Here is a 21667-nt window from a genome sequence, read left to right as displayed (position 1 = left end):
TCACGTCGACCCGTCGAGTTCGCCGACCCGGGTCGCGAGTTCGGTCACCGTCCGCTCCTGTTCGTGCGTGGTTTCCGTCACGCCGTCGACCATCTCCTGCACCCGCTCTGCGCTCGTCTCGACGGTCTCCGCCAGCGACGTGACCTCCTCGACGGTGGCCGCCTGCTCGTCGTTCGCGCTCGCGACCTCCTCGATGCCGTGCGCGACGCCGTCGACGGCCTCCGCGATCTCGGAGAGCGCGGAGAGCGCCGTCTCGATCTGCTCGCTCGCCTCGTGGATCCGGTCGTTCGACGAGTCGACCGCCGAGACGGTTTCTTCGGTCTTCGCTTGCACCGCCGCGATCTGATCGCTGATCTCCTCCGTGTGCGCGCGCGTCTCCTCCGCGAGCGTCTTCACCTCGTCGGCGACGACCTCGAAGCCGGCACCGGACTCGCCGACGCGGGCGGCCTCGATGTTCGCGTTCAGCGCCAGCAGGTTCGTCTGGTCGGCGACGTCCGCGATGACGTCGACGACGTCGACGATCTCCTCGACGTGGGATTCGAGCGCGGTGATCCGCTCGACGAGGCGCTCGCCGGCCTCGGTCATCTCCGCCGTGGCCTCGCCCGCCCGCGTTCCCGACTCTCGACCGGTCTCCGCGGCCGCCGTCGCCTGCCGGGCGGCCGAGGACACCTCCTGCGCGCTGGCGGCGACCTCCTCCATGTTGGCGCTGAGCGTACCCATCTCGTCGACGACCCGGCCGACGTCGGACCGCTGATCGGCCGCCGTCGCGCCGATCTCCGTCGCCCGCTCGGCCGTGTCCTCGATCTGCGACACCAGCTCCTCCGTGCGCCGCTGGACCCCCTCGACGATCGATTCGAGGTTCGCCGCCGTCTCGTTTATCCGATCGACCACGTCGAGCAGCTCGGGTTCGAGCACGCCCGCCTCGTCTTCGAACGACGCGCGCGCGGAGAGATCCCCGTCGCGGATGGCGGCCAGCGTCCGGTTCGCCTCGGCGACGAGCCCCTCCGCCGCCTTCCGCCGTCGGACGAGATCGCTCCGGTCCTGAACCATCTCGACGACGCCGAGGAACTCGTCGCCGTCGTACACGGGCGTCGCGGTGAACCAGATGTCGATCTCCTCCCCCGCCGCGTTCAACATCCGGCTCGCGTCCTCGTACCTCGTGTAGGAGACGTCCGTCGACCGGTCGACCCCGAAGACGGCGTCGGCCCGCTCCGGCGACTCCGCGACCTTGTCTGCGAGCGTCTTCGCTCGCCGACCGTCCTGATAGAACGCCACGCTCACCTGATCCGTGCCCAGGACGTCTTCGCGGGGCGTTCCGGTGAGCGTTTCGGCCGCGCGGTTCCAGCAGATCACCCGCCCGTCGGGATCCAGCGCGAACACCGCGAGCGGGATCGCGTCGGCGAGGAGCTCGTTTGTGAACAGTTCGATCCCAACGGACGCCGGTTCGCGTTCGCTCGGCGGCTCGCCGCGCTCCGACTCAGTCGTCGGCGCAGCCGGCCCGCCGTCCCCCGTCGCGCTCCGCGTTTCGTCCGATTCGTCGGTGAGATCGCCGGTCCGGGCCGTCTCGTCGGCGACGACTGTCACGCCGAGAACGCTCGCGAGCGCCCGTAGGATGCCACCTGATAGCGTCATGGTCCTTTCGTCGCACCACTCGAATCGGAATGAAGTACCTGTCGACCAAAATATCAATGTTGATTATACCGGCGGCCGATGGGAGCGGTTTTCCCGTGGGCGCGGCCGCTCGATCGAACGGAGGACGACCGCGATCGAAGGCGATACGTTGGACAACGTTTAATATCCAGTATCTGACATACATCGGTAGGCGCGGCGGAGGGATCGGCGATCGGGACGGCGGCTCCGTTACTCCGCCGAACCGCGGTCGCCGGGCCGTCGGGAGGGAGATATGAAGGGGGACACGACAGTCTTACTCGTCGAGGAGCGGCGGGAGGTCGCGGAGCGACACGGCAGGTTTCTGGACGGGTACGCCGTTCGAACCGCTCGAACCGTCGCGGGGGCGCTCGAACGAGTCGACGACGACGTCGACGTCGCGCTGCTCGATCGGCGGCTACCCGACGGGTCGGGGATCGAAGTGCTCGCGGAGATCCGACGGCGGCGGTTGGCCTGCCGCGTCGCCGTCGTCACCGCCGTCCCCCTCGGCTTCGACGCGATCGAGGTGGGGTTCGACGGCTGGGTGTCCGCGGGAGCCGGCCGAAAGGAGCTCCGCGAAGTCGTCGAGGCGCTCCTCGATCGGGAGGCGTTCGACGCCAAGCTACGCGAATCGGCCGCGCCGGTTCTGAGACGAGCGTACCTCGAATCGACGCGGGGCGACACCGCGCTCGACGCGAGCGAGGCCGACGCGGAGTTGACCGAGCGGATCGACCGCCTCCACGACGAGATCGACGACCTCTCGCGGCGATTCAGTTCGACGGACTACCGCGCCGTGTTTCGGGACCTCGGGAGCGGTCGGTAGCCGGCGGCGGAGGACGCGCTGGAACGTCGGGACGCGGCGGTCCGCGGTCGCGACGGCCCGGGTGCGGCTTCGGCGCACGTCTGCTGTGCACTTATACCGGGGGAGCCGCAAGTGACGGACAGCTATGACGGAGGAAGTCCTCGAATACGAGGTGGCGGTCGTCGGGGGCGGTCCGGCGGGGTTGACCGCCGCGCTGTACACGACTCGACTCGGTCACGACACGGCGCTGATCGACCGCGGCGGCGGGCGGGCGGCGATGATGCTCGACACGCACAACGTCATCGGCGTCACCGAAGACGTCTCCGGGAACGAATTCCTGCGGACGGCGCGCGAGCAGGTGTCGTCGTACGGGGCGGACGTCGTCTCCGACTACGTCACCGGGATCGAGCGGCTTGACGGCGACCGCTTCCGGCTCCGAACCGACGGCGGGGGAGCGTACCTGGCCGATCGGGTCGTCCTCGCGATGGGTTTCTCGGACGCGCGGCCGGACCCGCCGCTCCCCCGAACCGGCCGGGGGTTGCACTACTGTCTGCACTGCGACGCCTACATGTTCATCGACGAGCCGGTGTACGTGATGGGACACGGCGACAGCGCCGCCTACGTCGCGATGATCATGCTCAATTTCACGGACGAGGTGGACCTCTTCCTCCGCGGCCGCGACCCCGAGTGGAGCGAGGAGACCGACGCGCTCTTGCGCGCGCACCCGATCGACGTGATCGACGCGGAGATCACCGGCACGAACCGCGGCGAGGACGGCTGGCTCGAAAGCTTCGAGTTCGAGGACGGGACCGTCCGCGAGTACCGCGGCGGGTTCCCGATGTACGGCTCGAACTACAACGCGGATCTCGCCGAGGGGCTGGGTTGCGAACGCAACGACGACGGCACGGTCGTCGTCGACGACGACGGGCGGACGACCGTCGACGGGGTGTTCGCCGTCGGCGACCTCACCCCCGGGCACAACCAGATCCCGGTCGCGATGGGAGAGGGGGCCGACGCCGGAATCGCGATTCACACGGAACTCCGGGAGTTCCCGAAGTCGCTCTCGGAGATCGAAGCCGAGGGGCCGATCGGGACAGAGGACGTGCCGGGGGTCTCGACGAAGCTTCGGGAGGCCGCGCGGGCGTTCGGCGTCGGCGACGACTAGCCCGAAAGAGTAACACCCTTATTGGCGTGTCGTGAAAGGAGGGATGAAGCCCCCGTCGCGTCGCACGGTCGGCGCGTGTGAGACGTTCGGTGAACGTCGAACCTCGGGGCGAACGAAGAGGGCGCCGGTGGTGAGAAATTCGTCGAATTTCGATCCTCGGCGCGAACGAAGTGAGCGCCGGTGGTCTAGTGGCAGGACCTGAGCCTTCCAAGCTCATGGCCCGGGTTCGAATCCCGGCCGGCGCATTCTGCGAGGAACGGACGTGACGAGCGAATGCGTCACACCGGCGATTCGTAGCCCTGCAAGTCGCAGCGCGCGAACGAAGTGAGCGCGACCGTCTTGCTCCGGTTCGAATCCCGGCCGGCGCACTCCCTCCGGTCGCGCGCCGCCCGACCCTCGCAGACCTTCGGTCTGCTCGGTCCCGGCCGGCACATTTTCCGAACGCTCCGCTCGGAGCGACCGCTTTACGTGTCGCTCGTACACCGCGTGAGGAAAGTGGTTCCGCGGGATTCGAAGCACGGAACGAGTAAGCGTCAGCGAGCGAAGTTCAGTCACCGCACGTCGTCAGAGGTAGACGTGCCTGCCCAGGAAGTGTCGTAATTCTTTCTGGCATAGCGTTATTTCACCCTTCGTTTCAAACATCGGTATCGGAATCGTGTGCCGAATCGGTCGGAATATTTATAATATGGAAATGATATGATCGGATAAGGACCATTCATGGCTAAAAAGACCGAGCTTCAACGCAGGATCCTTCTTGCGGCATACAACAACCCGAGGTTATCACAATCACAGATCGCCAGCCGTGTTGGATGTTCGTCCTCCTACGTAAGTCAAGTTCTCAATCGATTTGATAGCCTTGACGCAATGGAGGCGGACATCGAACAATTGAATATAGAACTCGGATTCGATCCCTACGCAGACCTCCACGACGATTGGACGCTCGACGGAGATCCCGATTGGTACGCCGGTGAGGACTTTAACGCTGACATCGACAAAGCCATCCGCGATGGTGTAGAGGGCTTGAAAGTCCTGACGAAGAAAACGAAGATTCTAATTCGTAAACTTCGCGACTGATGGCCGCTACCAGTGCACATCATGAGCGATTACGGACCTTAGACCCGTACGAATTCGAATTATTCATTGCTGAGTTGTGGAGTCGTCGCGGATGGGAAACTGAAGTATCCCAACGTTCCGTCGACAGGGGAATCGACGTGATCGCCACGAGGTCTAATCCGTTTAGAGAGAAGCAGGTTATTCAAGCGAAGCGTTACGGCGAGGGTAACAACGTCGGTTCGAGTGAGATCCAACAGTACAGTAGTCTCCGGCATCAAGAAAACGGTGTAGACACCGTCGTCGTCGTGACTACGAGTGGGTTCACCACTCAAGCAGAGGAGTTGGCAGGTGACCTCAACGTGAAACTGTTAGACGGTGAGTCACTTTCTGCGGTGGTTGAGCGGACGAAGGCGACAGATTTAGTCGAGAAATACGCTAGTGCTGTCACCGAATCCTCCGCCCCATCTTCGTCATCAACGTCACAAGAGACCAGTTCAGTAGACACCGACAGCAAAGAGATGGGGACAGGAGAGGCTATCATCTCCGTAATACAATTATTGTTGATAGCTGGACTACTGATTTATGCGATTTTCGAACTACTGACGAATTTATTGTAATATCTCATACTTATTTCCATCAATTAACACAAATATTCTCGTCATGAGATACACAGCGTAGGTGCTCACAGAATCTCGGAGTGCTTTGCTACAAGATGGATGGCGGAGAATCTCGCCCACCGTCGAGATTTCCACCGGGATGGATGGGTTTGGACGCTTTCGGCCGTAGAAATCGTCCGAGTACATTGGCACTTCGCAGTACGGTGGGCAAATGTACGTTTGTATCCCGAATAAATAAACGTATCGCGGACTCGGTCGCCGACGGCCACCGAAGGCTGAGCGTCGTTCGATCGCGGACGTCTCGGATCGCCCCGGATCGTCCGACCCCGACGCGGTGCCGGAACGCGTCGCGGCTTCCGGCCGCATCGTCGCGGTGTCGCGATTTACCGTCGACGCGCCGTGCGTCGACCCGCGAACGAAGACACGAGCCGCGGGAATCGTCGTACGCCCGACGAAGACGAAACGTTCGCCCTCGTGACCGACAGCGGGGATACGGCGCGTCGCGCTCCGCCGTGACCCGAACGCTCCGCGCCGATGCGGCGGGGGCACCCCACACGAGGCTCCGGACGACGGTCGTATCATTTTACGTGTACTTCTCTCGGACCTGAAATTAGCTGAACGATCAAATTACACTCCCGAAGATAGAGATCATATGGTACAATGAGGTATTTCGTACGGAAATGGAAAGTTTCGTATGGCCCCTCGTCTATCCCTACCCGAATGGTTCAGACACGTTCCTCGGGAACGGCAGCGAGTCCCGTAACGCCCGCCGGCGCTTCCCACGTCCGACCGGGCGCGCCGGGCGCGAATCGTGAGACGTTCGGCGCGAACGCTCCGACGAAGGGGGTGAGCGCCGAATGACGGACGACGCGAGCGCCGACGCGCTGCTCGAAACCGAGACCGGCCGCGTCTGCGAGCGGACCTGCATCGAGATGGACGAGCTATTCGCGGACGTCGCGTACGACATGGGCTTTCTCCCCGATTCGCTGACGATCGAGGACATGTCCGCCGACGGAACCCGACTCTACATCGAGTACAGCGGGAAGAAGTTCGAGTAGCGCCGACGCGCGCCCGGAGAGCGAAGAATAGTGCCTACGATCCGAGTTTAGCCGCCCTCCCCTCGCGCGCCGATCCGCTACATCGGCGACTCTCCGGGGTTCTATCGGCGCCGATGATTCTCCCCCGCTACCAGTCCGAAAGTATATGTTTCCGATGTCGAATACCTGATGCATGTTGGATTACGGGTGGGCGCTCGCGACCTTCACCGTGGCGTTCGTCGCGATCGTCTCCATCGCGGCGGGGCCGCTTTTCGGGTCGGTCGGTCTCGCGGCGGAGTCGGACGCGCCGCCGGGGAGCGGCACCGCCGCCGTCGACGTGCGTTCCGTTCCCGAGACCGACGTCGCGCTCGAACGCGGGCGGTTCGGCGCGGAGACGTACCACCTCGCAGCGCCCGACGCGGTCGTCGCCGTGGACGGCGTCCGCGGAAACCCGACGATTCGATACGCGATCGACGTTCCGGGGCTCTGGTTCTCGGACGTCAGAACCTACGAGGCGCGGGACGCGGACGGTCGGGAGTTGCGGATGAACTTCCGGCCGGCGGAGATCAACCCGAGCCGGGTGACGGAGGACCGGTACGAGGGGACGCTGGCGATCTGGCTGCACGAACGGGACGACGAGTACACGCTCGTCTACGAGCGGACGATCGTGATCGAGGCGAGGAGATCGAATCGACCAATCGTCGAGACGGTCGACGAACCGAAGCACCGCCGTCCCGAGGGACTCGTCAGATGATCCCCCGCGTCCCCTTCGCCGATCGAATTCCGTTCGAGCCCTCCCTCGACGCCGAAGATCTCGGCGAGTTCCCGCTCCGGGGGATCTTCGGCGATCGGACGGGGCTCGCGATCTTCCTCGCGTCGGTGACGCTCGTCGGTCTCTACTGGCGGATCGGCTTCTTCTCGAACGACAACTACGCGCTCGTGAACGGCCTCGGGGCGCTCTCAGAGGGGCACGTCGCGATCGAGCGAATCGCGCACGGACCGTCTTCGGGCGCGACGCCCGGCACGGTGACCGCGAACGGGAACGTGTACGCGCGCAGTTACGGACTGCTCGCCGCGGCGGTGCCGTTCGTCTGGACGCTACGGGCGGTGAGTCTGGTCGCGGAACCGGCCCTGGTTCTCGCGGGCGGCTGGTGCGTCTGCGTCCTGGGACTCGTCGCGATTCTCGGAACCCGGATCGGACGGGGACGGGAGACGCTGGCGCTCGGGTCGGTCCTCTCGCTCGCGCTGTTCGTCGCAAGCGTCCCCCTCGCTCGACCGCTGTCGCCGCGCTGGTTCCCGCTCGTCGCGATCCAGATCGTCGGCGTGGTGGCCGCGGCCCTCACCGCCGTGTTCGTCTACCGACTGCTCTTTCGGCTGCACGGCGAGCGCGTCGGGATCGCCGCCGGGTGCGGTTCGATCCTCGCGACCCCGGTCGGTTTCTGGGCGAGCCTCCCGAAGCGACACAGCCTGATGGCGCTCCTCACCGTCCTCGTACTCTACAGCTTCTACCGGAGTCGCGAGGCCGAACGCGAGCGAACGGGGACGACGTTCAGGGCGCTCTCGTACGTCTGGATCGGACTAACCGCGTGGGTGCTGTCGGCGAACGCGCTCGTCCTCCTCGTCGTGCTCCTCCCGATCGATCTACTCACGGCGCGCGCGAACCGACCGCGGCAGCTGGCGGTCGTCGCGGGTGCGTTCTGGCTCTCCCTCGTGCCGTTTTTCGTCACCAACGCGCTGATCGCCGGGAATCCGTTCGAACCGCCTCGCATGCTCCCGCGGTACGAGGGGGGACTCCTGCCGCCCGACGCGTCGGGCGGGACGGATAGCGCTCCGGTCGACCACGGCGGAAGTCCGGGCGGTGAGGGTTCGGGCGGATCCGGCGGCGAAAGCGGTTCGAGCGACCGTTCGGGCGGCGAGAACGGCGTCGGTTTGCGGGGCGGTGTCGCGGCTCTGTCGGGTTTCGTCGCCGCGTTCTTCGATCGGCTCGGGGCGGTCGTCGACGCGGCCGCTCTCGCCGTCGGACAGCTCGTCGGACCGCTCTCCGAGGGGTGGCGGATACTGCTCGACGAGCCCGGACGCGTCGGACAGGTGCTCGTCCGAAGCGGCTACGTCGACGGTCTCGACCCCGACAACGACGCGCCTGTGAACCTCTCGGTCGTCGAGTCGATGCCGCTTTTCGGCGCGCTGGCCGCGACGCCGGCCGTTCTGTGGCGACGCGCGCGCGCCGGAGCGGACGACGGATGCGTTCGCGGCTGGAGGGAGCGCGGCTGGACCGGAAGGGCTGCGCGTCGCCCCGAACGGCCGACGGACGCGTTCGCGATCGCGACCGTCGCCCTGCTCGTCCTCTTTTACCTCCCTCGACTGCCGCTGCATCACATGCTGACGGTCAGGTACCTCCACCCGGTGTACCCCCTCGGCCTCTACCTCGTCGCGCGGCTTCGACCCGTCCGGCGCGTCGTCGACGGGGAGTGGGCGCTCCTCTCGCGGTCGTACGTCGTCGCGGTCGCGGTCGGAACCGTCGGCTACGCGTGGGCGCTCGCCGCGCTGAACGCGGTGCAGGGCGAAGCGGTCCAGTTGTACGCGCTCTGGGCGCTCGCGATGGCGGGCCTCCTCGGCGCGTGGGCGCTCGCGGCCGAACGATCGGACGGATTCGACCGGACGGGCGCGCTCGTCCTCGGAATCACCGCGGCCGCGACGACGACGTACCTGCTCGTCTCCGGGCTGACGTTTTTCGCCCCGACGGATCGGTTCCTGCTCCCGCTGTCGCGGGTCGTCTCGGAAGCGCTCAGTCCCGTCGCGTGGTAAGGTCGAGATCGTCCGCTCGGAACCGGTCGACCGCCGCGCTACGCGGTTCCGTCCGCGGGTCCGTCGCCCGCGACTATCTCGCGCAGGGTCGTCCGGTGGCACCGCTTCTTCGCGGTGTTCTCGTAGCAGACGAGGGCGACCGTCGCGCCGTCGTCGAGTTCGTTCCGAATTCGACGGATCGCGGCCGTCGCCTCGGGGCTCCCGTCGAGGTGCGAACGGTACCGGCGTTCGAAGTCGGTCTCATCCCACGCGGCGTTGTGCGCGCCCTCGTCGCACATCCCCCGCATCTTCAGGTCGTCGCGGCGCTCCGCGAACTCGTCCAGCAGGTCCGGCGGCGGCGCGACCGCCGCCTCGTTCTCGTCGACGACGGCGGAGAACCACCGCGTCGGCCGTCTCACCACCCCGAGCACGAGATCCGCGTCCGACACGTCGACCAGCTCGTGCTGTATCGCGGCGGCGTACGTGTCGCGGAGGTCGTCGTTCGAGCGCATGGTTCAGAGCTCGATCCGCTCGACGAGTTGATCTTCCGCCTTCGTGTTGACCGCGACGATTCTGATGAGGTCTTCCAGGCGGGATCCGTCGAGCTTCGCCTTGAGCAGGTTGTCGACCTGGTAGACGCCCGCGGCGTTGACCATCTCGATCTCGACGAGGACGGGCACGCCGTCTCCCTCCTTGAGCGAGACGCTGCTGATCGCCTGGCTGGAGAGGGTGTTGATGCCGCGCCCGCCCTTCTCGTAGGGGATGCGCGACCGACCGCGCTCCATGTCGAGCGCGTCCGCGACGCGAATGACGCCGGCCTCGCGCGTGAGCGGGTCCTCCTCGGTGTGGTGACAGAGGATCGCGTGGAGGATCTCCGCTTTCACCCGGACGACCCCCTCCGTGTCGTAAAAGCGCGGGAGGAAGCGGTCCAGCAGGTCGGCGGCCAGTGGGATGGAGTAGTACGCGTGGTCGTCGCGGTGGACGACGTGGCCGATGTCGTGGATCGTCGCCGCGAGCGCGACGATGACGGGTTCGTCGGCCTCCTCCAGCCCCTGTTGAAGCGCGCCGTTGAACTCGACGCCGCCGCGCTTGAGCAGGTCGTACAGCCGGAGCGCGCGGTTCCGAACGATCTCGATGTGTTTCGGCCCGTGGTCGTTGAACCCCTTCCGCGTCACCGCGTTGACGTTCTGCGCCTTGAGGTACGCCGTGATCTCCGGGTCCTCGAGGACGGCCGGGAGGATCTCGTTCAGCTTCTCGTCGGGGAACGAGTGCTCCGCGTTCGGTTCGTACTCCCGGGGACTACTCTCGGTGTCGCTGGCCATACCTCGGATATCACGACGGCGCGAGAAAAAAGTGCGTCGGACCGACCGCCGCGACCGAATCGTCGAAATCCGATTACGCAGCCGCCTCGGCCGCCTCCGCGACCGCTTCGTAGTCGGGTTCCCGTCCGGGGTCGTCGCTGACCCACCGGTATGCGACCTCGCCGTCGGCGTCCACGACGAAGACCGCCCGCTTCGCGACGTCGCTGACGCCGAGCGAGTCGAAGTCCATCGACACGTCGTACAGGTCGATGATCTCCCGGTCGTTGTCGCTCACGAGCGCGAAGTTTAGTTCGTGCTGCGCCCTGAACTCGTTGAGCGCGAACGGGAGGTCGACGCTCACCCTGTACACCGACGCGTCGAGCGCTTCGAATCTCGCCATCCGATCGCGGAAGGTGCACATCTCGGTCGTGCAGGTTCCGGTGAACGCCGCGGGGAAGAACGCCAGCACGATCGGCGCTTCGTCGAGGCGCTCCGAGAGGGTGAACGAGTCGACGTCGCCGTCGGCGAGCGGTGCGGTGAAGTCGGGGGCGTCGTCTCCGGCGGCGATCATACCGGATCGTTCGACCCCGAGTAGATCACCCTTGCGGTCGAGATCGTCGGGTCGGGCGGAACGTCCGCGGGAAGTCGCGCTCGATCGCGGCGTTCGACGGACGATCCGGCATCGCCCGCGCGACGTATCAGCGCTGGTGAGTGGCCGGTTCGAGCAAAAAGCCTATAATCGACACCCGGTTACGCAGGAGTAGAGATGTTCGACACCGTGATGCCACTGTTCGGTCCGATCCCGGGCGGTCCGGAGCTGCTCATCATCCTGCTCGTGCTGGTGTTGCTGTTCGGCGCGAACAAGATACCGAAACTCGCGCGCTCGACGGGGCAGGCGATGGGGGAGTTCCAGAAGGGTCGCGAAGAGGTCGAAGAGGAACTCCAGCAGATGCGGGACGACGGCGAACGGTCCGTGACGGGCGAAGGATCGACCGAGGACGAGGACGATTCGACGCCGGCCGCGACGGCCGACGAGACGGCGACGACCGACGAGACGACGACGGAAGAAGCGACCGAGAGAAGCGGCAACTGAGCAGTTCTGTCCGACGGGATCGGGCCGACTTCCGCGACCGAGAAGCGCACGCTTTTTGTCCGGGCTTTCGTACCTCGACCGGGGCGCGTGGCCTAGCGGATAGGGCGAGAGGTTCCTAACCTCTCGATCGCGGGTTCGAATCCCGCCGCGCCCGTTTTCCGGCGAGCGTCAGCGAACCGTGAAAACGGCACCGAGGGATTCGAATCAGAGAACACGCAGCCCGCGAGCGAAGCGAGCGGGACCGTGTGACCGAGGTTCGAATCCCGCCGCGCCCGTGCAGCGAGCCGGAGGCGAGCGAACCGGCACGGTGGGATCTAATCACGAGAGTCGCAGCGCCGAGCGGAGCGAGGCGACCGTCTCTCGGAGGTTCGAATCCCGCCGCGGCCGTCTCGCGTTGCTCGACGGCCGCGGCGACGTTCGCGAACGCTTTGCGTTCGCTCACTCCCGCCGCACCCGTTTTATTTCCGCCAGTTCGCTCCGAGTTTCCCCTCCGCGTAGCCGTACCGAAGCCCCGCGACGGCCGCTCGAAGGACCTGAATCGCCAGCGCGATGGCCATGGCGAAAAGAACCAGCGGCAGGATCGAAAAGCCCGTGATCACGACGAGGACGAGGAGCGTAAGCAGCAGAAACCGGGTGACGTGCTCGTCGGAAAACCACTCCTCGTTGAACAGTTTCATGCGAGCGGACGGTGGTCCTGCCGACGTATAGCTGTCGCGGGTTCGACCGGTCCGGCGACCGGCGACCGACGATCCGGCTACGACTTCTTCCACGCGCCGGGTTCCTGTCCGCGGAACTCCCCCTTGGCCTGTCGCTTGTGCGGCCAGAACGTGATCGAGACGAGCGCCGCGTAGAAGACTCCCACGGCGGCGACGACGAACTCGCCGGGAACCCCGGGCACCGCCGCCGACTGGAAGAACGACGGGCCCGGAGCGAAGACGGAGATCCGAAACAGCCACGCGACCCCGAGGAGGACGAAAAGCGGGAAGTACACGCGCGCGAGTCGACGAGACAGCGCCTCTCGGTACGAGACCTTGAGCTGAGGGTTCCGGAGGTCCTCGCCGATCTCCTCCCGCCAGTCCTCCATCGGAACGTCCTTCGGGTCGAACGTGTTCGCGAACACGTTCTCCTCGATGAGACGGACGCGCGCTCGGACCGCGTCGTAGGTGCGGTACCGCCGGATGTCGAACCAGAGGAACATCACCATGGCGATCATGCCGATGAGAAGCAGGTGCGACGACCGCCCGGTGCTCTCGAAGGCGAGCGCGAGCACGGCCGTGACGACCGCGATCGCCCAGTCGACCGTCAGGTCCAGGCGATCGAGGAACGTCGCCGACTGCGACATCTCGCCGCGGTAGTACTGCTGTACGAGCGAGAAGAACTCGGAGTTGTCCGTCGCCGCCTCCGCCGCGGCTTCGCGGGCCTCCCGGCTTTCGGGGTCGAAATCGTTCGTGGTCATCCCTCCTCCGGGGAGGGATACGCCGGCCGCCGTCCTTACCCTGTCTTCGTTTTCACAACCACGTTTTCGGCGGGCGCGAAGGGCGTCCGAGGCGGAGCCGAGAGATCGACGTCCCCGGTGAGCGTTCGTGGCAGATTAATTATGTGAAAAATGAAATCTCCCATATGTGATCGGGGGTGGATGATCGAGGTAGATCGATGATGAGCCTCGTAAGTCCCCCATACACGATTTCTGAGCACCCTCTCGGCACATACTCCCAAATCTCAATTAGTTAAATTGAGGAGAAGACTTTTTCAATAACGAGAACATTTCTGCCACAATGGCTGTTGACGACGCCGGCGATTCCAACTCCGGGCGAGTGGAGGGTGGGGCAGCCACGGAGGCGCACCGGGAGGACGCGGGGGCGGCCGTCGGCGAGTACACCTGGGAGGATTACCTGGCCGAGTACGGCCCGTCGGGGGCCGCCGCCGACCTGTCTCAGCGTATGCGGCGCGACTCGGAAGGCGATCGGCGAGGAGGAGACGGCGGACCGCGGACGCCCGACGCGGAGGACTGGCAGCGCGTGGGCGTCGATCCGACGGCGTTTCTGGGGTTTCACCCGGACGACCTCAGCGACCGCGTCGGCGGCGGTGGACTCGCGGCGACGCGGCTCCACGAGCGGTTCGAGGCGTTCTGCGATCCGGAGACCACGCCGGTCGTCAAGGACGCGTGGCTGTGGGAACACTACAAGCGCGAGTACTACTACGACGAGGCGGGCGACGCGCCGCGCGACGGCGACGGCGAGACGGTGCCGTTCGACCCCGCCGCGGCGCTCGGATTCGACCCCGACCGGATCGAGAACGTCGTCTCGCACCTCGGCGACCGGGCCGACGCGCTGGACGAAGTGATCGCCGAGCGAACCGTGAACGTCGACGCGGACCTCGACGAGGACGCCTTCTTCTCGACGACGCGGGGGGCGACGACCGTCGCGAACCGCTACGATCTGGAGAAGGCGGTTCCGATGGCGAAGAAGGCGCACTTCCGGGAGGTCGAGCGGTACTGGGTGAAAAAGCCCCACGCCTTCGTCGTCGTCTTCCACTCCGAAAAGGAGAACGAGAAGAAGTACTACCTCGTCGAACCGTACCGAAACCGCGTCGAGGCGGACCTGACGGAGTTCCTGACGGGGAAGCTTCGAACCTCGATCAAGTACGCCGACGACGAGGTCGTCGTCTCGGGGGAGGACGACCGCCGGGACGTCATCGAACGCGAGACGCACCGCCTGCTCGACCGGTACGACCTGTACGCGCGAGGATCGAATACGGGCCTCGCGAACGCGCTGGGCGAGCGCCTCGGCGTCGACGGCGACGGCGACGGAATCGCCGGCCGCGTGCTCCGGCGGCTCGGGTGGCGGGGAGCGAACGTCGACGACGGGAATCTCGACGGCATCGCGGCCCGCCCGGAGCCCGCGGTGCTGGCGGAGGACGCCGCCGAACTCACCGAGTACCAGGTCGAAAAGCTCCTGTACTACCTCGCGCGCGACTTCATCGGGTACGAGCGGATCGACGGCATCAAACACGACATCAACGTCGAGGACATCTCCTGCGACGGGTACGACTCCCCCGTGTTCGTCTACCACGGCGACTACGAACAGATCATCACGAACGTCTACCACGGGGAGGCGGAACTCGACGACTTCGTCGTCAAACTCGCCCAGCGTTCGGGGAAGGGGATCAGCAAGCGGAAGCCGCAGGTCGACGCGACGCTCCCGGACGGCTCGCGCGCCCAGTTGACGCTCGGCCGCGAGGTGTCCGACCACGGGACGAACTACACCATCCGACAGTTCAAGGACGTCCCCTTCACGCCGATCGACCTCATCAACTGGCGGACGTTCTCGCTGGACGAGATGGCGTTCCTCTGGCTCTGTATCGAGAACAACAAGTCGCTCATCTTCGCCGGCGGGACAGCGTCCGGGAAGACGACGAGCCTCAACGCCGTCTCGCTTTTCATCCCGTCGAACACGAAGATCGTCTCCATCGAGGACACCCGCGAGGTCGAACTCCCCCAGCGCAACTGGATCGCCTCCGTCACCCGACCGTCCTTCTCGGACGACGACAAGGGCGACGTGGACGAGTTCGACCTCCTCGAAGCCGCGCTCCGACAGCGTCCCGACTACATCGTGATGGGCGAGATCCGCGGCGAGGAGGGGAGGACCCTGTTCCAGGTCATGTCCACAGGCCACACCACGTACACCACCTTCCACGCCGACAGCGTCGGCGAGGTGCTGAAGCGGTTCACCACGGATCCGATCAACGTCTCGAAGACGATGTTCACGGCGCTCGATCTCGTCTCGATCCAGACGTCGACGCGCGTGCAGGGTACCAAGGTCCGCCGGAACAAGTCGATCACGGAGATCAACCACTACGACGCCGAGAACGACGAGATCAACGTTCGCGACGTGTACCAGTGGCAGGCCGAAACGGACGAGTTCCTGGAGATGGGCGCGTCGAACACCCTCTCGGAGATCACCTTCGACCGCGGGTGGTCCCGCGAGACGCTGGACGAGGAGCTCTTCGAGCGACGGGTCGTCCTCGCGTACCTGATCGAAAACGGGTTGAACACGTACACGCAGGTCGCGGCGACGTTTCAGGCGTTCATCAACGACCCGGACACCATCCTGACGCTCATGGCGAACGGCGGGCTGGAGCGCAGCCTCGAAGACCTCCGGGAGATGGAGTCGGTGCTCATCGACATCGACCCCGAAAAGGAGGAGATGGTCCCCAGGCCCGACCCGGACGCGGCGCAGTTGGCCGAAGCCGAGTCCATCCTCGAACGGGCGGAGGAGGAGCTGTTCGAGGCGTACCGCGGCGAGCCGGCCGAGAGCGTCGCGAACGCGCTGACCGGCATGCGCGACGCGCCGGACGTGACGGCAGGTCCGACGGAGACGCGACGCGACGACGCGCCGGCGAATGACTCGTCGGCGGACGACGCTTCGACGGCGGACGACGCACCCGCGGCCGCTCCGGACCGGGACGCCGAGTCGGCGGCCGACGAGGTCGCCGCGATCGACGGCGACGGCTGGGACCCGGCGACGTTCGAACCGGCCGACGGGACCGACAACGCCGCGCCCGGATTCCACGTCGACGGAGAAGCCGACGGCGGGGGGAATGGCGACCCAGAGAATGGAGACGGAGAAACCGTCGACGGGAGGGACGACGACGAGGAAGACGAAGCGGGGGGGGACGACGCGTCGGAATCCGACGCGATCGACGAGTGGGGGTTCGGCGAGTTCGAAGACGACGACGGTGAGCGCACATGAGCCTCGACGCGAGCGGCGGTTTCCGGGGCGGGGACGTCCTCGGCGACGCCTTCTACCCCCTCTTTCGGTGGCTCTTCGACCCGGAGGGCGATTTCGTCGCCGACGTCGAACGGAAGCTCGCGCAGGCGCGGATGGCGGTCACGGTCGAGCTGTACCTCTCGCGCGCGCTGGCCGTCGGCGCGCTCGTCGGCCTCTGTCTCTGGGCCCTCGGGACGCTCCTCGGGTACGGGCTGTTCGCGCTGGGGTTCGTCACGGCGGAGTCGCTCTCGCTCGGCGCGCGCATCCCGAACGAGACCCTGCTCGAACTCGTTCTGGCGGCGAAGGTTCCCGCGGCGATAGCCCTCACCGGCGTCGTCCTCGGGACGCTCGGATTCGCGGGGGGGTTCGGCGCGCTCGTCGCGATCCCGTACTCGCGGGCGTCGGCGCGAAAGCGCGAGATCAACATGCTCCTCTCGGACGCCGTGTCGTTCATGTACGCCCTCTCGGTCGGCGGGCTGAATCAGCTCGAAATCCTCGAAGCGATGGCGAAAGCCGAGGACACCTACGGCGAGGTCGCCCGGGAGTTCCAGAGCGTCGTCCAGGAGACGGAGTACTTCGGGACCGACTACCGAACCGCGATCCGAAACCAGGCGATGGAGACGCCGAGCGACGAACTCTCGCAGTTTCTGACGGACATGCTCTCCATCATCAACTCCGGGGGGGACCTGGAGCGCTTTCTCGACGACAAGAAGGACAAACACATGCGGACGGCCAAACAGCAACAGGAGTTGACGCTGGAGACGCTGGAGCTGTTCGGCGAGATGTACATGACGCTGTCGCTGTTTCCGCTCCTTCTCATCATCATCCTCGTCATCATGAGCATGCTCGGCGACGCCGACGAGATGCTCCTGTACGGCACCGTGTACGGGTTGATCCCGCTGACCGGCGCGGGCTTTCTCGTGCTCGTTTCGACGGTGAAGCAGGACGAACCGGGCGACGGGTTCCTCTCGCCCTCGGATTCGAGCGCCCGCCTCGAAGAGACGAGAAAGGAAGGGCTGTTCCACCTCGGGTTCGTCGAGCGCTTCGTCGGCGAGTTCAGCGCGTTCGATCGGATCAAGAGCCGCGAGGGAACGTACCGGACGAAGGTCCTCCTTCGCCGTCCCCACCTGTTCTTCCGGGACAACCCCCTCCACACGCTCGCGCTCTCCGTCCCGGCGGCGGTCGTCCTCGTCGCCGTCGCCGTCGCGAGCGGCTCCGCGCCGCTGTCGTGGGACGGGATGGTCGATCAGCCGATCTGGGGGACGTTCGTCTGGGTGTACGTGCCGGCGTACGTCGTCGGCGTCCCCCTCGCCGCGTTCCACACGTGGAACGTCCGCTCCCGGGGCGCGGTCGTCGGCAAGCTCTCGGACACGCTCCGAAAGCTGTCGAGCGCGAACGACACCGGACTCACGCTGCTCGAATCGGTCCGAACCGTCGCCGACACGTCGTCCGGGAAGCTCGCGGACGAGTTCGACGTCATGTACGGCAAGGTGAACTACGGGATGAGCCTCAGGGAGGCGCTGGTCGAGTTCAACAACAAGTACCACATCCCGCGGCTGGCCCGGACGGTGAAGCTCATCACGAAGGCGCAGGAGGCGTCGAGCCAGATCACGGACGTGCTGACCACGGCGGCGCAGGCGAGCGAGAACCAGGACGACATCGACCGCGAGCGGACGTCGCGCACGCGCATGCAGATCGTCATCATCCTCATGACCTACCTCACGCTGCTCGCGGTGATGGCCATCCTGAAGACGCAGTTTCTCGACGTGATGGCCGGTCTGACGGAACAGACGGGTTCCGGCGGCGGGAGCGACGTCGGCGGGGGACCGGACTTCGGCGGCGGCGTCGACTCGGACCTCCTGTCCGTGCTCTTCTTCCACGCGGTGACGCTGCAGGCGATCCTCTCGGGATTCATCTCGGGGTACATTCGCGACGCCGACATCGTTTCGGGCGTGAAGTTCTCCGTGGTGCTGCTTACGGTCGCGCTCGGGACGTGGATGGTGGTCGGATGACCGGAACCCGAAGCCGGCGGCGGGTGCGACGATCGACGGCCGACGGCGGACGTCCGGCGGGTCGCCGACGACCGACCGGCGGCGATAGGTCGGCGGCCGACCGGCCACGAACCGTCCGCCGGTCGGCCGATCGACGGGGACAGACGACGCTGGATTTCGCGGTCGGGGCCGGCGTGTTTCTGCTCGCGGTGGCGTTCGTCTTCGCGTTCGTGCCCGCGATGCTCGATCCGTTCACCGCGGCGGGCGGCAGCGCGCTGATCGTCGCCGACGGGACGGCCTCGCACCTCGCGGAGGACGCGCTCGCGGAGACGCCGAGGCGGCCGAACGTCCTCGACGAGAGCGCGACGAAAGCGTTCTTCGACGCCGACGAGTGCGAACTGGACGGCGATCCGATCGACGAGGCGCTGGCGGACGGCGACCGGATCGACGTGACGCTCGTCCCGCTCGACGAGGGGGACGAAGAGTCCTGCGGCTCGGGGGGACCGGCTGACGACGTCGCGGTCGCCCAGAGACTGGTGACGCTCGACGGCGACCAGTACCGGCTGACGGTGAGGGTGTGGTGAGATGCCGAGGGCGCAGGCGCACACGGTCGAGGCGTTCGTCGCGGCGTTGCTCCTCGTCGGCGGCCTCCTCTTCGCGATGCAGTCGACGGCCGTGACGCCCCTGTCGGCCAGCACGTCGAACCAGCACATCGAGAACCAACAGCGCGAGTCGGCGTCGAGCCTCCTGGCGACGGCGGACGAGCGGGGCGACCTGCGCGAGGCGGTTCTGTACTGGAACCCCGACGACGAACGGTTCACGAACGCGTCCGAGGAGGGGTACTACGCCGACGGCGGACCGCCGAACCGATTCGGCGAGGCGCTCGACGCGGCGTTCGCCGACCGGCAGATCGCGTTCAACGTCCACGTTCTGTATCACCGTCCGGACGGGTCGGTCAGTTCGAAGCGGATGGTGTACATGGGGTCGTCGAGCGACAACGCCGTGAGCGCCGCGCGGACCGTCGCGCTCACGGACGACTCGCGGCTGTCGAGTTCGGCCTCCGACGCCACGCTCGAAGCGATCGAAGACGACGAGGACGAGGAGTTCTACGCGGACGACGCGGACGCGGACGGGAAGCTGTACAACCTCGTGGAGGTGCGCCTCACCGTATGGCGGATGTGACGACCGCCCGGCGCGACGCGGGGGGCGACCGGCGGGACAGAGCCCAGTTCTTCGCGGTCGCCGGCCTCACGCTCGCGATCGTCTTCGTGGTGCTTGTCCTGCTTCTCAACACGGCGATCTTCACGCAGAACCTCGCCACCCGGAGCGCGGGCTCCGACGGCGGCGAGGCGATCGAGTTCCGCGCGACCGTCGTCGACGCGGTCGGCGAAGTCGTCGAGGCGGAGAACCGCAGACCGCACGGCGACTACGCCGGCGTCGACGACGCCGTCGAGGCGGGGATCGGGGAGATCGACAACCGGACGAGCGCCCGGTTCGCCGGACGCGGCGTCGCGGTCGGCGTCGAGAACGGATCGGTCGCGACGACGGCGGGGACGCTAGTGTACCAGGACGAAGACGGCGAGTTCGTCTACGACGACGGCGAGGAGGAGACGGACTGGACGCTCGTCGAGGACGCCGACGAGACCAGAGCCTTCACACTGGACTTCGACGCGGACGACCTGTCGGAGACGAGCGCGCCCGAGGACGACGCGTTCCGCGTCGCGTTCGACGACGGAGGCGACGAGCGCTACGTCTACGCCTACCGCGACGGCGACGACGTCGTGGTCGCGGCGGCGGACGACCCGGACGCGCCGCCGGGCGACCCGGTCTGTGCGGTCGAACCGAACGGCGACGGCGCCGTGACGCTCGACCTGACCGGCGAGCGCCTCGTCGGGGCGGACGACGCCGACTGCGACGGCCTCTGGCCGTCGATGAGCGGCTACGACGTCCGCTACGAGCGCGGCGACGAGGCCGCGGGACGCTACGAACTGACCGTCGCCGGCGAGGAGGGCGATCGGGTCGCGTTCGACGACGAGGCCGACGCCGGCGTCGACGCCGTCCCCGCGGCGTACGACGCGACGGTGCCCGTTCGGTACGAGTCCGCGGACGTTCGGTTCGAGACCACGGTTCGGGTCGCCCCGGGTGAGCCCGATGCGTGACGAACGCCGAACGGGCGACGAGAGTCGAACGCACGACGGAACCCGGCTCCGCGGCGACGACCGCGCGGTGTCGTTCAGCGTCGGCTACGCGTTGAACCTCGCGGTCGCGGCGATCGTGCTCGCCGGACTCCTCGTCGCGGCCGGCGGGGTCGTCGAGACGCAGCGGGAGACCGTCGTCCGGGAGGAACTCGACGTGCTCGGCCACCAGCTCGCCGTGGGGACGATGGAGACCGACCGCCTCGCGCGGGTCGGAACGAGCGACGAGGACGAAACCGGGGAATCCCCGCGGGCCGACGTTCGGGTGTCGCTCCCGTCGACCGTCGCGGGGACGGGCTACTCGATAACCGTCCGGGCGGACGAACTCGAACTCGAAGCGGACGATCCCGCCGTGAGCGTCACGGTGCCGCTGGTCGTGGAGACGGACGTGACGGAGACGACGGTTCGAGGCGGGCCGCTCGACGTCGAGTACGACGGGAGCGGAGACGGGTCGCTGGTGGTGTCCGAATCGTGACGGGGGATCGCGCCGTCAGCGAGTCGCTCGGGTTCGTCCTCGTGTTCGCGCTCGTCGTCACGACCACGACCGCCGTGTTCGTGCTGGGGATGGGAGGGTTCGAGGATCGACAGCGCGCGGAGCGGACCGCGAACGTCGAGCGCGCCTTCGACGTGCTCGCCGACAACCTCGGCGACGTCAGGCGGTACGAGGATCCGAGCCGAGCGACCGAGATTCGGCTCTCCGGCGGGACGCTCGCGCTCGGCGACGAGGTCACCGTCAGGGTGGGCGTGTACGACGGCGGGTACGTGGACGAGCGCGAGTTCACCCTGCGTCCGATCGTCTACCGCGCCGACGGAACCGAGATCGCGTACGAGGGAGGTGCGGTCGTCAGAACCGACCGAGGATCGGGGATCGTCGTGAGCGGCCCGGCGTTCGTCGACGGCGACGTCGTGCTCCCGTTCGTCGCGACCTACGCCGACGAGGGATCGACGAGCGTGGGCGGACGAGACACGGTGCTCGTCGCCGCGGAGCGCGGCGCGCGGGCGTCGCCGGAGACGTTCGAACCGGATGCCGGCGAGGAGGTCCGCGTCGAGATCGAATCGCCGCGGGCGGACGCGTGGGCCGACTACTTCGAGGACGACGACGGGTTCGCGGACGTGGAGTCGTCGGGCGACGAGGTCGCCGCGACGGTCGAGACGACGGGCGACGATCGCGTGACGCTCACGCGGTCGTACGTCGCCGTCGAGTTCAGGTGAT

21 protein-coding genes and 2 tRNA genes are annotated in these 21667 nt (G+C 66.7%); 17 read left to right on the top strand and 6 right to left on the bottom strand.

Annotated features, from left to right (window positions below; translation table 11 throughout):
• A complete protein-coding gene (locus C3L37_RS13380) occupies positions 1-1632 on the bottom strand; it encodes a methyl-accepting chemotaxis protein (RefSeq protein ID WP_129115106.1) in 1632 nt (543 codons plus the stop codon).
• Between the two features lie 271 nt (positions 1633-1903).
• Here C3L37_RS13380 and C3L37_RS13375 point away from each other — a divergent pair, with 271 nt between their 5' ends.
• The 8 genes from C3L37_RS13375 (at position 1904) to C3L37_RS13340 (ending at position 9126) form a co-directional block, all read left to right on the top strand.
• Positions 1904-2470 carry a response regulator gene (locus C3L37_RS13375; RefSeq protein WP_129115105.1) on the top strand — a complete coding sequence of 189 codons (567 nt, stop codon included), beginning with the start codon at positions 1904-1906 and terminating at the stop codon, positions 2468-2470.
• Positions 2471-2594: 124 nt separating this feature from the next.
• Positions 2595-3614: an NAD(P)/FAD-dependent oxidoreductase gene (locus C3L37_RS13370; RefSeq protein WP_129115104.1), complete on the top strand. Its 1020-nt coding sequence runs from the start codon at positions 2595-2597 to the stop codon at positions 3612-3614.
• Between the two features lie 174 nt (positions 3615-3788).
• Positions 3789-3859 (top strand) — tRNA-Gly (locus C3L37_RS13365).
• Positions 3860-4331: 472 nt separating this feature from the next.
• Positions 4332-4688 carry a winged helix-turn-helix domain-containing protein gene (locus C3L37_RS13360; RefSeq protein ID WP_129115103.1) on the top strand — a complete coding sequence of 119 codons (357 nt, stop codon included), beginning with the start codon at positions 4332-4334 and terminating at the stop codon, positions 4686-4688.
• Positions 4688-5284 carry a restriction endonuclease gene (locus tag C3L37_RS13355; RefSeq protein WP_129115102.1) on the top strand — a complete coding sequence of 199 codons (597 nt, stop codon included), beginning with the start codon at positions 4688-4690 and terminating at the stop codon, positions 5282-5284. The genes C3L37_RS13360 and C3L37_RS13355 overlap by 1 nt, the downstream gene beginning before the upstream one ends.
• 857 nt (positions 5285-6141) lie before the next feature.
• Complete coding sequence (locus C3L37_RS13350; RefSeq protein ID WP_129115101.1) at positions 6142-6342, top strand: hypothetical protein; 201 nt, start codon at positions 6142-6144, stop codon at positions 6340-6342.
• Positions 6343-6514: 172 nt separating this feature from the next.
• Entirely contained in the window at positions 6515-7075 is a 561-nt protein-coding gene (locus C3L37_RS13345; RefSeq protein ID WP_129115100.1) for a hypothetical protein, read from the top strand.
• Complete coding sequence (locus tag C3L37_RS13340; protein ID WP_129115099.1) at positions 7072-9126, top strand: hypothetical protein; 2055 nt, start codon at positions 7072-7074, stop codon at positions 9124-9126. The genes C3L37_RS13345 and C3L37_RS13340 overlap by 4 nt, the downstream gene beginning before the upstream one ends.
• A 38-nt stretch (positions 9127-9164) precedes the next feature.
• On the opposite strand, the gene C3L37_RS13335 is transcribed toward C3L37_RS13340, so the two are convergent.
• The 3 genes from C3L37_RS13335 to C3L37_RS13325 all read right to left on the bottom strand — a co-directional run bounded on the left by C3L37_RS13335 (position 9165) and on the right by C3L37_RS13325 (position 10977).
• Entirely contained in the window at positions 9165-9617 is a 453-nt protein-coding gene (locus tag C3L37_RS13335; RefSeq protein WP_129115098.1) for a DUF488 family protein, N3 subclade, read from the bottom strand.
• A 3-nt stretch (positions 9618-9620) separates the two neighbouring features.
• Positions 9621-10427: an HD domain-containing protein gene (locus tag C3L37_RS13330; RefSeq protein ID WP_129115097.1), complete on the bottom strand. Its 807-nt coding sequence runs from the start codon at positions 10425-10427 to the stop codon at positions 9621-9623.
• 73 nt (positions 10428-10500) lie between these two features.
• The gene (locus tag C3L37_RS13325) at positions 10501-10977 is read right to left on the bottom strand and encodes a redoxin domain-containing protein (protein WP_129115096.1); all 477 of its coding nucleotides are present in this window, start codon (positions 10975-10977) and stop codon (positions 10501-10503) included.
• A 195-nt stretch (positions 10978-11172) separates the two neighbouring features.
• Between C3L37_RS13325 and C3L37_RS13320 the strand changes: the two genes are divergently transcribed.
• Both C3L37_RS13320 and C3L37_RS13315 read left to right on the top strand, forming a co-directional pair.
• Positions 11173-11499, top strand: a complete 327-nt coding sequence (locus tag C3L37_RS13320; protein WP_129115095.1) for a Sec-independent protein translocase subunit TatA/TatB — start codon at positions 11173-11175, stop codon at positions 11497-11499.
• A gap of 81 nt (positions 11500-11580) precedes the next feature.
• Positions 11581-11653: transfer RNA gene (locus C3L37_RS13315), tRNA-Arg, on the top strand.
• Between the two features lie 304 nt (positions 11654-11957).
• On the opposite strand, the gene C3L37_RS13310 is transcribed toward C3L37_RS13315, so the two are convergent.
• Together C3L37_RS13310 and C3L37_RS13305 are read right to left on the bottom strand one after the other, a co-directional pair.
• Positions 11958-12176: a hypothetical protein gene (locus C3L37_RS13310; protein WP_129115094.1), complete on the bottom strand. Its 219-nt coding sequence runs from the start codon at positions 12174-12176 to the stop codon at positions 11958-11960.
• A gap of 77 nt (positions 12177-12253) precedes the next feature.
• Positions 12254-12955, bottom strand: a complete 702-nt coding sequence (locus C3L37_RS13305; RefSeq protein WP_129115093.1) for a DUF2270 domain-containing protein — start codon at positions 12953-12955, stop codon at positions 12254-12256.
• A gap of 319 nt (positions 12956-13274) precedes the next feature.
• On the opposite strand from C3L37_RS13305, the gene C3L37_RS13300 reads away from it, so the two are divergent.
• The 7 genes from C3L37_RS13300 to C3L37_RS13270 are packed head-to-tail and all read left to right on the top strand — an operon-like array spanning position 13275 to position 21666.
• Positions 13275-16250, top strand: coding sequence for a type II/IV secretion system ATPase subunit (locus C3L37_RS13300; RefSeq protein WP_129115092.1), 2976 nt, complete (start codon positions 13275-13277; stop codon positions 16248-16250).
• Entirely contained in the window at positions 16247-18280 is a 2034-nt protein-coding gene (locus C3L37_RS13295) for a type II secretion system F family protein (RefSeq protein ID WP_129115091.1), read from the top strand. The genes C3L37_RS13300 and C3L37_RS13295 overlap by 4 nt, the downstream gene beginning before the upstream one ends.
• Positions 18277-18843 (top strand): DUF7287 family protein, encoded by a 567-nt coding sequence (locus tag C3L37_RS13290; RefSeq protein WP_228546225.1) that lies wholly within the window; start codon positions 18277-18279, stop codon positions 18841-18843. The genes C3L37_RS13295 and C3L37_RS13290 overlap by 4 nt, the downstream gene beginning before the upstream one ends.
• A gap of 1 nt (position 18844) precedes the next feature.
• The gene (locus tag C3L37_RS13285) at positions 18845-19441 is read left to right on the top strand and encodes a DUF7288 family protein (RefSeq protein ID WP_129115090.1); all 597 of its coding nucleotides are present in this window, start codon (positions 18845-18847) and stop codon (positions 19439-19441) included.
• A complete protein-coding gene (locus C3L37_RS13280) occupies positions 19429-20418 on the top strand; it encodes a hypothetical protein (protein ID WP_129115089.1) in 990 nt (329 codons plus the stop codon). The genes C3L37_RS13285 and C3L37_RS13280 overlap by 13 nt, the downstream gene beginning before the upstream one ends.
• On the top strand, positions 20411-20929 hold the full coding sequence (locus tag C3L37_RS13275; RefSeq protein ID WP_129115088.1) for a DUF7266 family protein: 519 nt from the start codon (positions 20411-20413) through the stop codon (positions 20927-20929). The genes C3L37_RS13280 and C3L37_RS13275 overlap by 8 nt, the downstream gene beginning before the upstream one ends.
• Positions 20926-21666, top strand: coding sequence for a DUF7289 family protein (locus C3L37_RS13270; protein ID WP_129115087.1), 741 nt, complete (start codon positions 20926-20928; stop codon positions 21664-21666). The genes C3L37_RS13275 and C3L37_RS13270 overlap by 4 nt, the downstream gene beginning before the upstream one ends.
• Position 21667: the final 1 nt, after the last annotated feature.

This window comes from Halegenticoccus tardaugens (genome assembly GCF_004116405.1).
GTDB lineage: Archaea > Halobacteriota > Halobacteria > Halobacteriales > Haloferacaceae > Halegenticoccus > Halegenticoccus tardaugens.
This window is presented reverse-complemented; position numbering and strand designations above follow the sequence as displayed.

What these genes read in the sequence shown, in the direction of transcription:
- C3L37_RS13380 (WP_129115106.1), bottom strand. Translation starts at nt 1,632, where the DNA reads ATGACGCTATCAGGTGGCATCCTACGGGCGCTCGCGAGCGTTCTCGGC.
- C3L37_RS13375 (WP_129115105.1), top strand. Translation starts at nt 1,904, where the DNA reads ATGAAGGGGGACACGACAGTCTTACTCGTCGAGGAGCGGCGGGAGGTC.
- C3L37_RS13370 (WP_129115104.1), top strand. Translation starts at nt 2,595, where the DNA reads ATGACGGAGGAAGTCCTCGAATACGAGGTGGCGGTCGTCGGGGGCGGT.
- C3L37_RS13360 (WP_129115103.1), top strand. Translation starts at nt 4,332, where the DNA reads ATGGCTAAAAAGACCGAGCTTCAACGCAGGATCCTTCTTGCGGCATAC.
- C3L37_RS13355 (WP_129115102.1), top strand. Translation starts at nt 4,688, where the DNA reads ATGGCCGCTACCAGTGCACATCATGAGCGATTACGGACCTTAGACCCG.
- C3L37_RS13350 (WP_129115101.1), top strand. Translation starts at nt 6,142, where the DNA reads ATGACGGACGACGCGAGCGCCGACGCGCTGCTCGAAACCGAGACCGGC.
- C3L37_RS13345 (WP_129115100.1), top strand. Translation starts at nt 6,515, where the DNA reads ATGTTGGATTACGGGTGGGCGCTCGCGACCTTCACCGTGGCGTTCGTC.
- C3L37_RS13340 (WP_129115099.1), top strand. Translation starts at nt 7,072, where the DNA reads ATGATCCCCCGCGTCCCCTTCGCCGATCGAATTCCGTTCGAGCCCTCC.
- C3L37_RS13335 (WP_129115098.1), bottom strand. Translation starts at nt 9,617, where the DNA reads ATGCGCTCGAACGACGACCTCCGCGACACGTACGCCGCCGCGATACAG.
- C3L37_RS13330 (WP_129115097.1), bottom strand. Translation starts at nt 10,427, where the DNA reads ATGGCCAGCGACACCGAGAGTAGTCCCCGGGAGTACGAACCGAACGCG.
- C3L37_RS13325 (WP_129115096.1), bottom strand. Translation starts at nt 10,977, where the DNA reads ATGATCGCCGCCGGAGACGACGCCCCCGACTTCACCGCACCGCTCGCC.
- C3L37_RS13320 (WP_129115095.1), top strand. Translation starts at nt 11,173, where the DNA reads ATGTTCGACACCGTGATGCCACTGTTCGGTCCGATCCCGGGCGGTCCG.
- C3L37_RS13310 (WP_129115094.1), bottom strand. Translation starts at nt 12,176, where the DNA reads ATGAAACTGTTCAACGAGGAGTGGTTTTCCGACGAGCACGTCACCCGG.
- C3L37_RS13305 (WP_129115093.1), bottom strand. Translation starts at nt 12,955, where the DNA reads ATGACCACGAACGATTTCGACCCCGAAAGCCGGGAGGCCCGCGAAGCC.
- C3L37_RS13300 (WP_129115092.1), top strand. Translation starts at nt 13,275, where the DNA reads ATGGCTGTTGACGACGCCGGCGATTCCAACTCCGGGCGAGTGGAGGGT.
- C3L37_RS13295 (WP_129115091.1), top strand. Translation starts at nt 16,247, where the DNA reads ATGAGCCTCGACGCGAGCGGCGGTTTCCGGGGCGGGGACGTCCTCGGC.
- C3L37_RS13290 (WP_228546225.1), top strand. Translation starts at nt 18,277, where the DNA reads ATGACCGGAACCCGAAGCCGGCGGCGGGTGCGACGATCGACGGCCGAC.
- C3L37_RS13285 (WP_129115090.1), top strand. Translation starts at nt 18,845, where the DNA reads ATGCCGAGGGCGCAGGCGCACACGGTCGAGGCGTTCGTCGCGGCGTTG.
- C3L37_RS13280 (WP_129115089.1), top strand. Translation starts at nt 19,429, where the DNA reads ATGGCGGATGTGACGACCGCCCGGCGCGACGCGGGGGGCGACCGGCGG.
- C3L37_RS13275 (WP_129115088.1), top strand. Translation starts at nt 20,411, where the DNA reads ATGCGTGACGAACGCCGAACGGGCGACGAGAGTCGAACGCACGACGGA.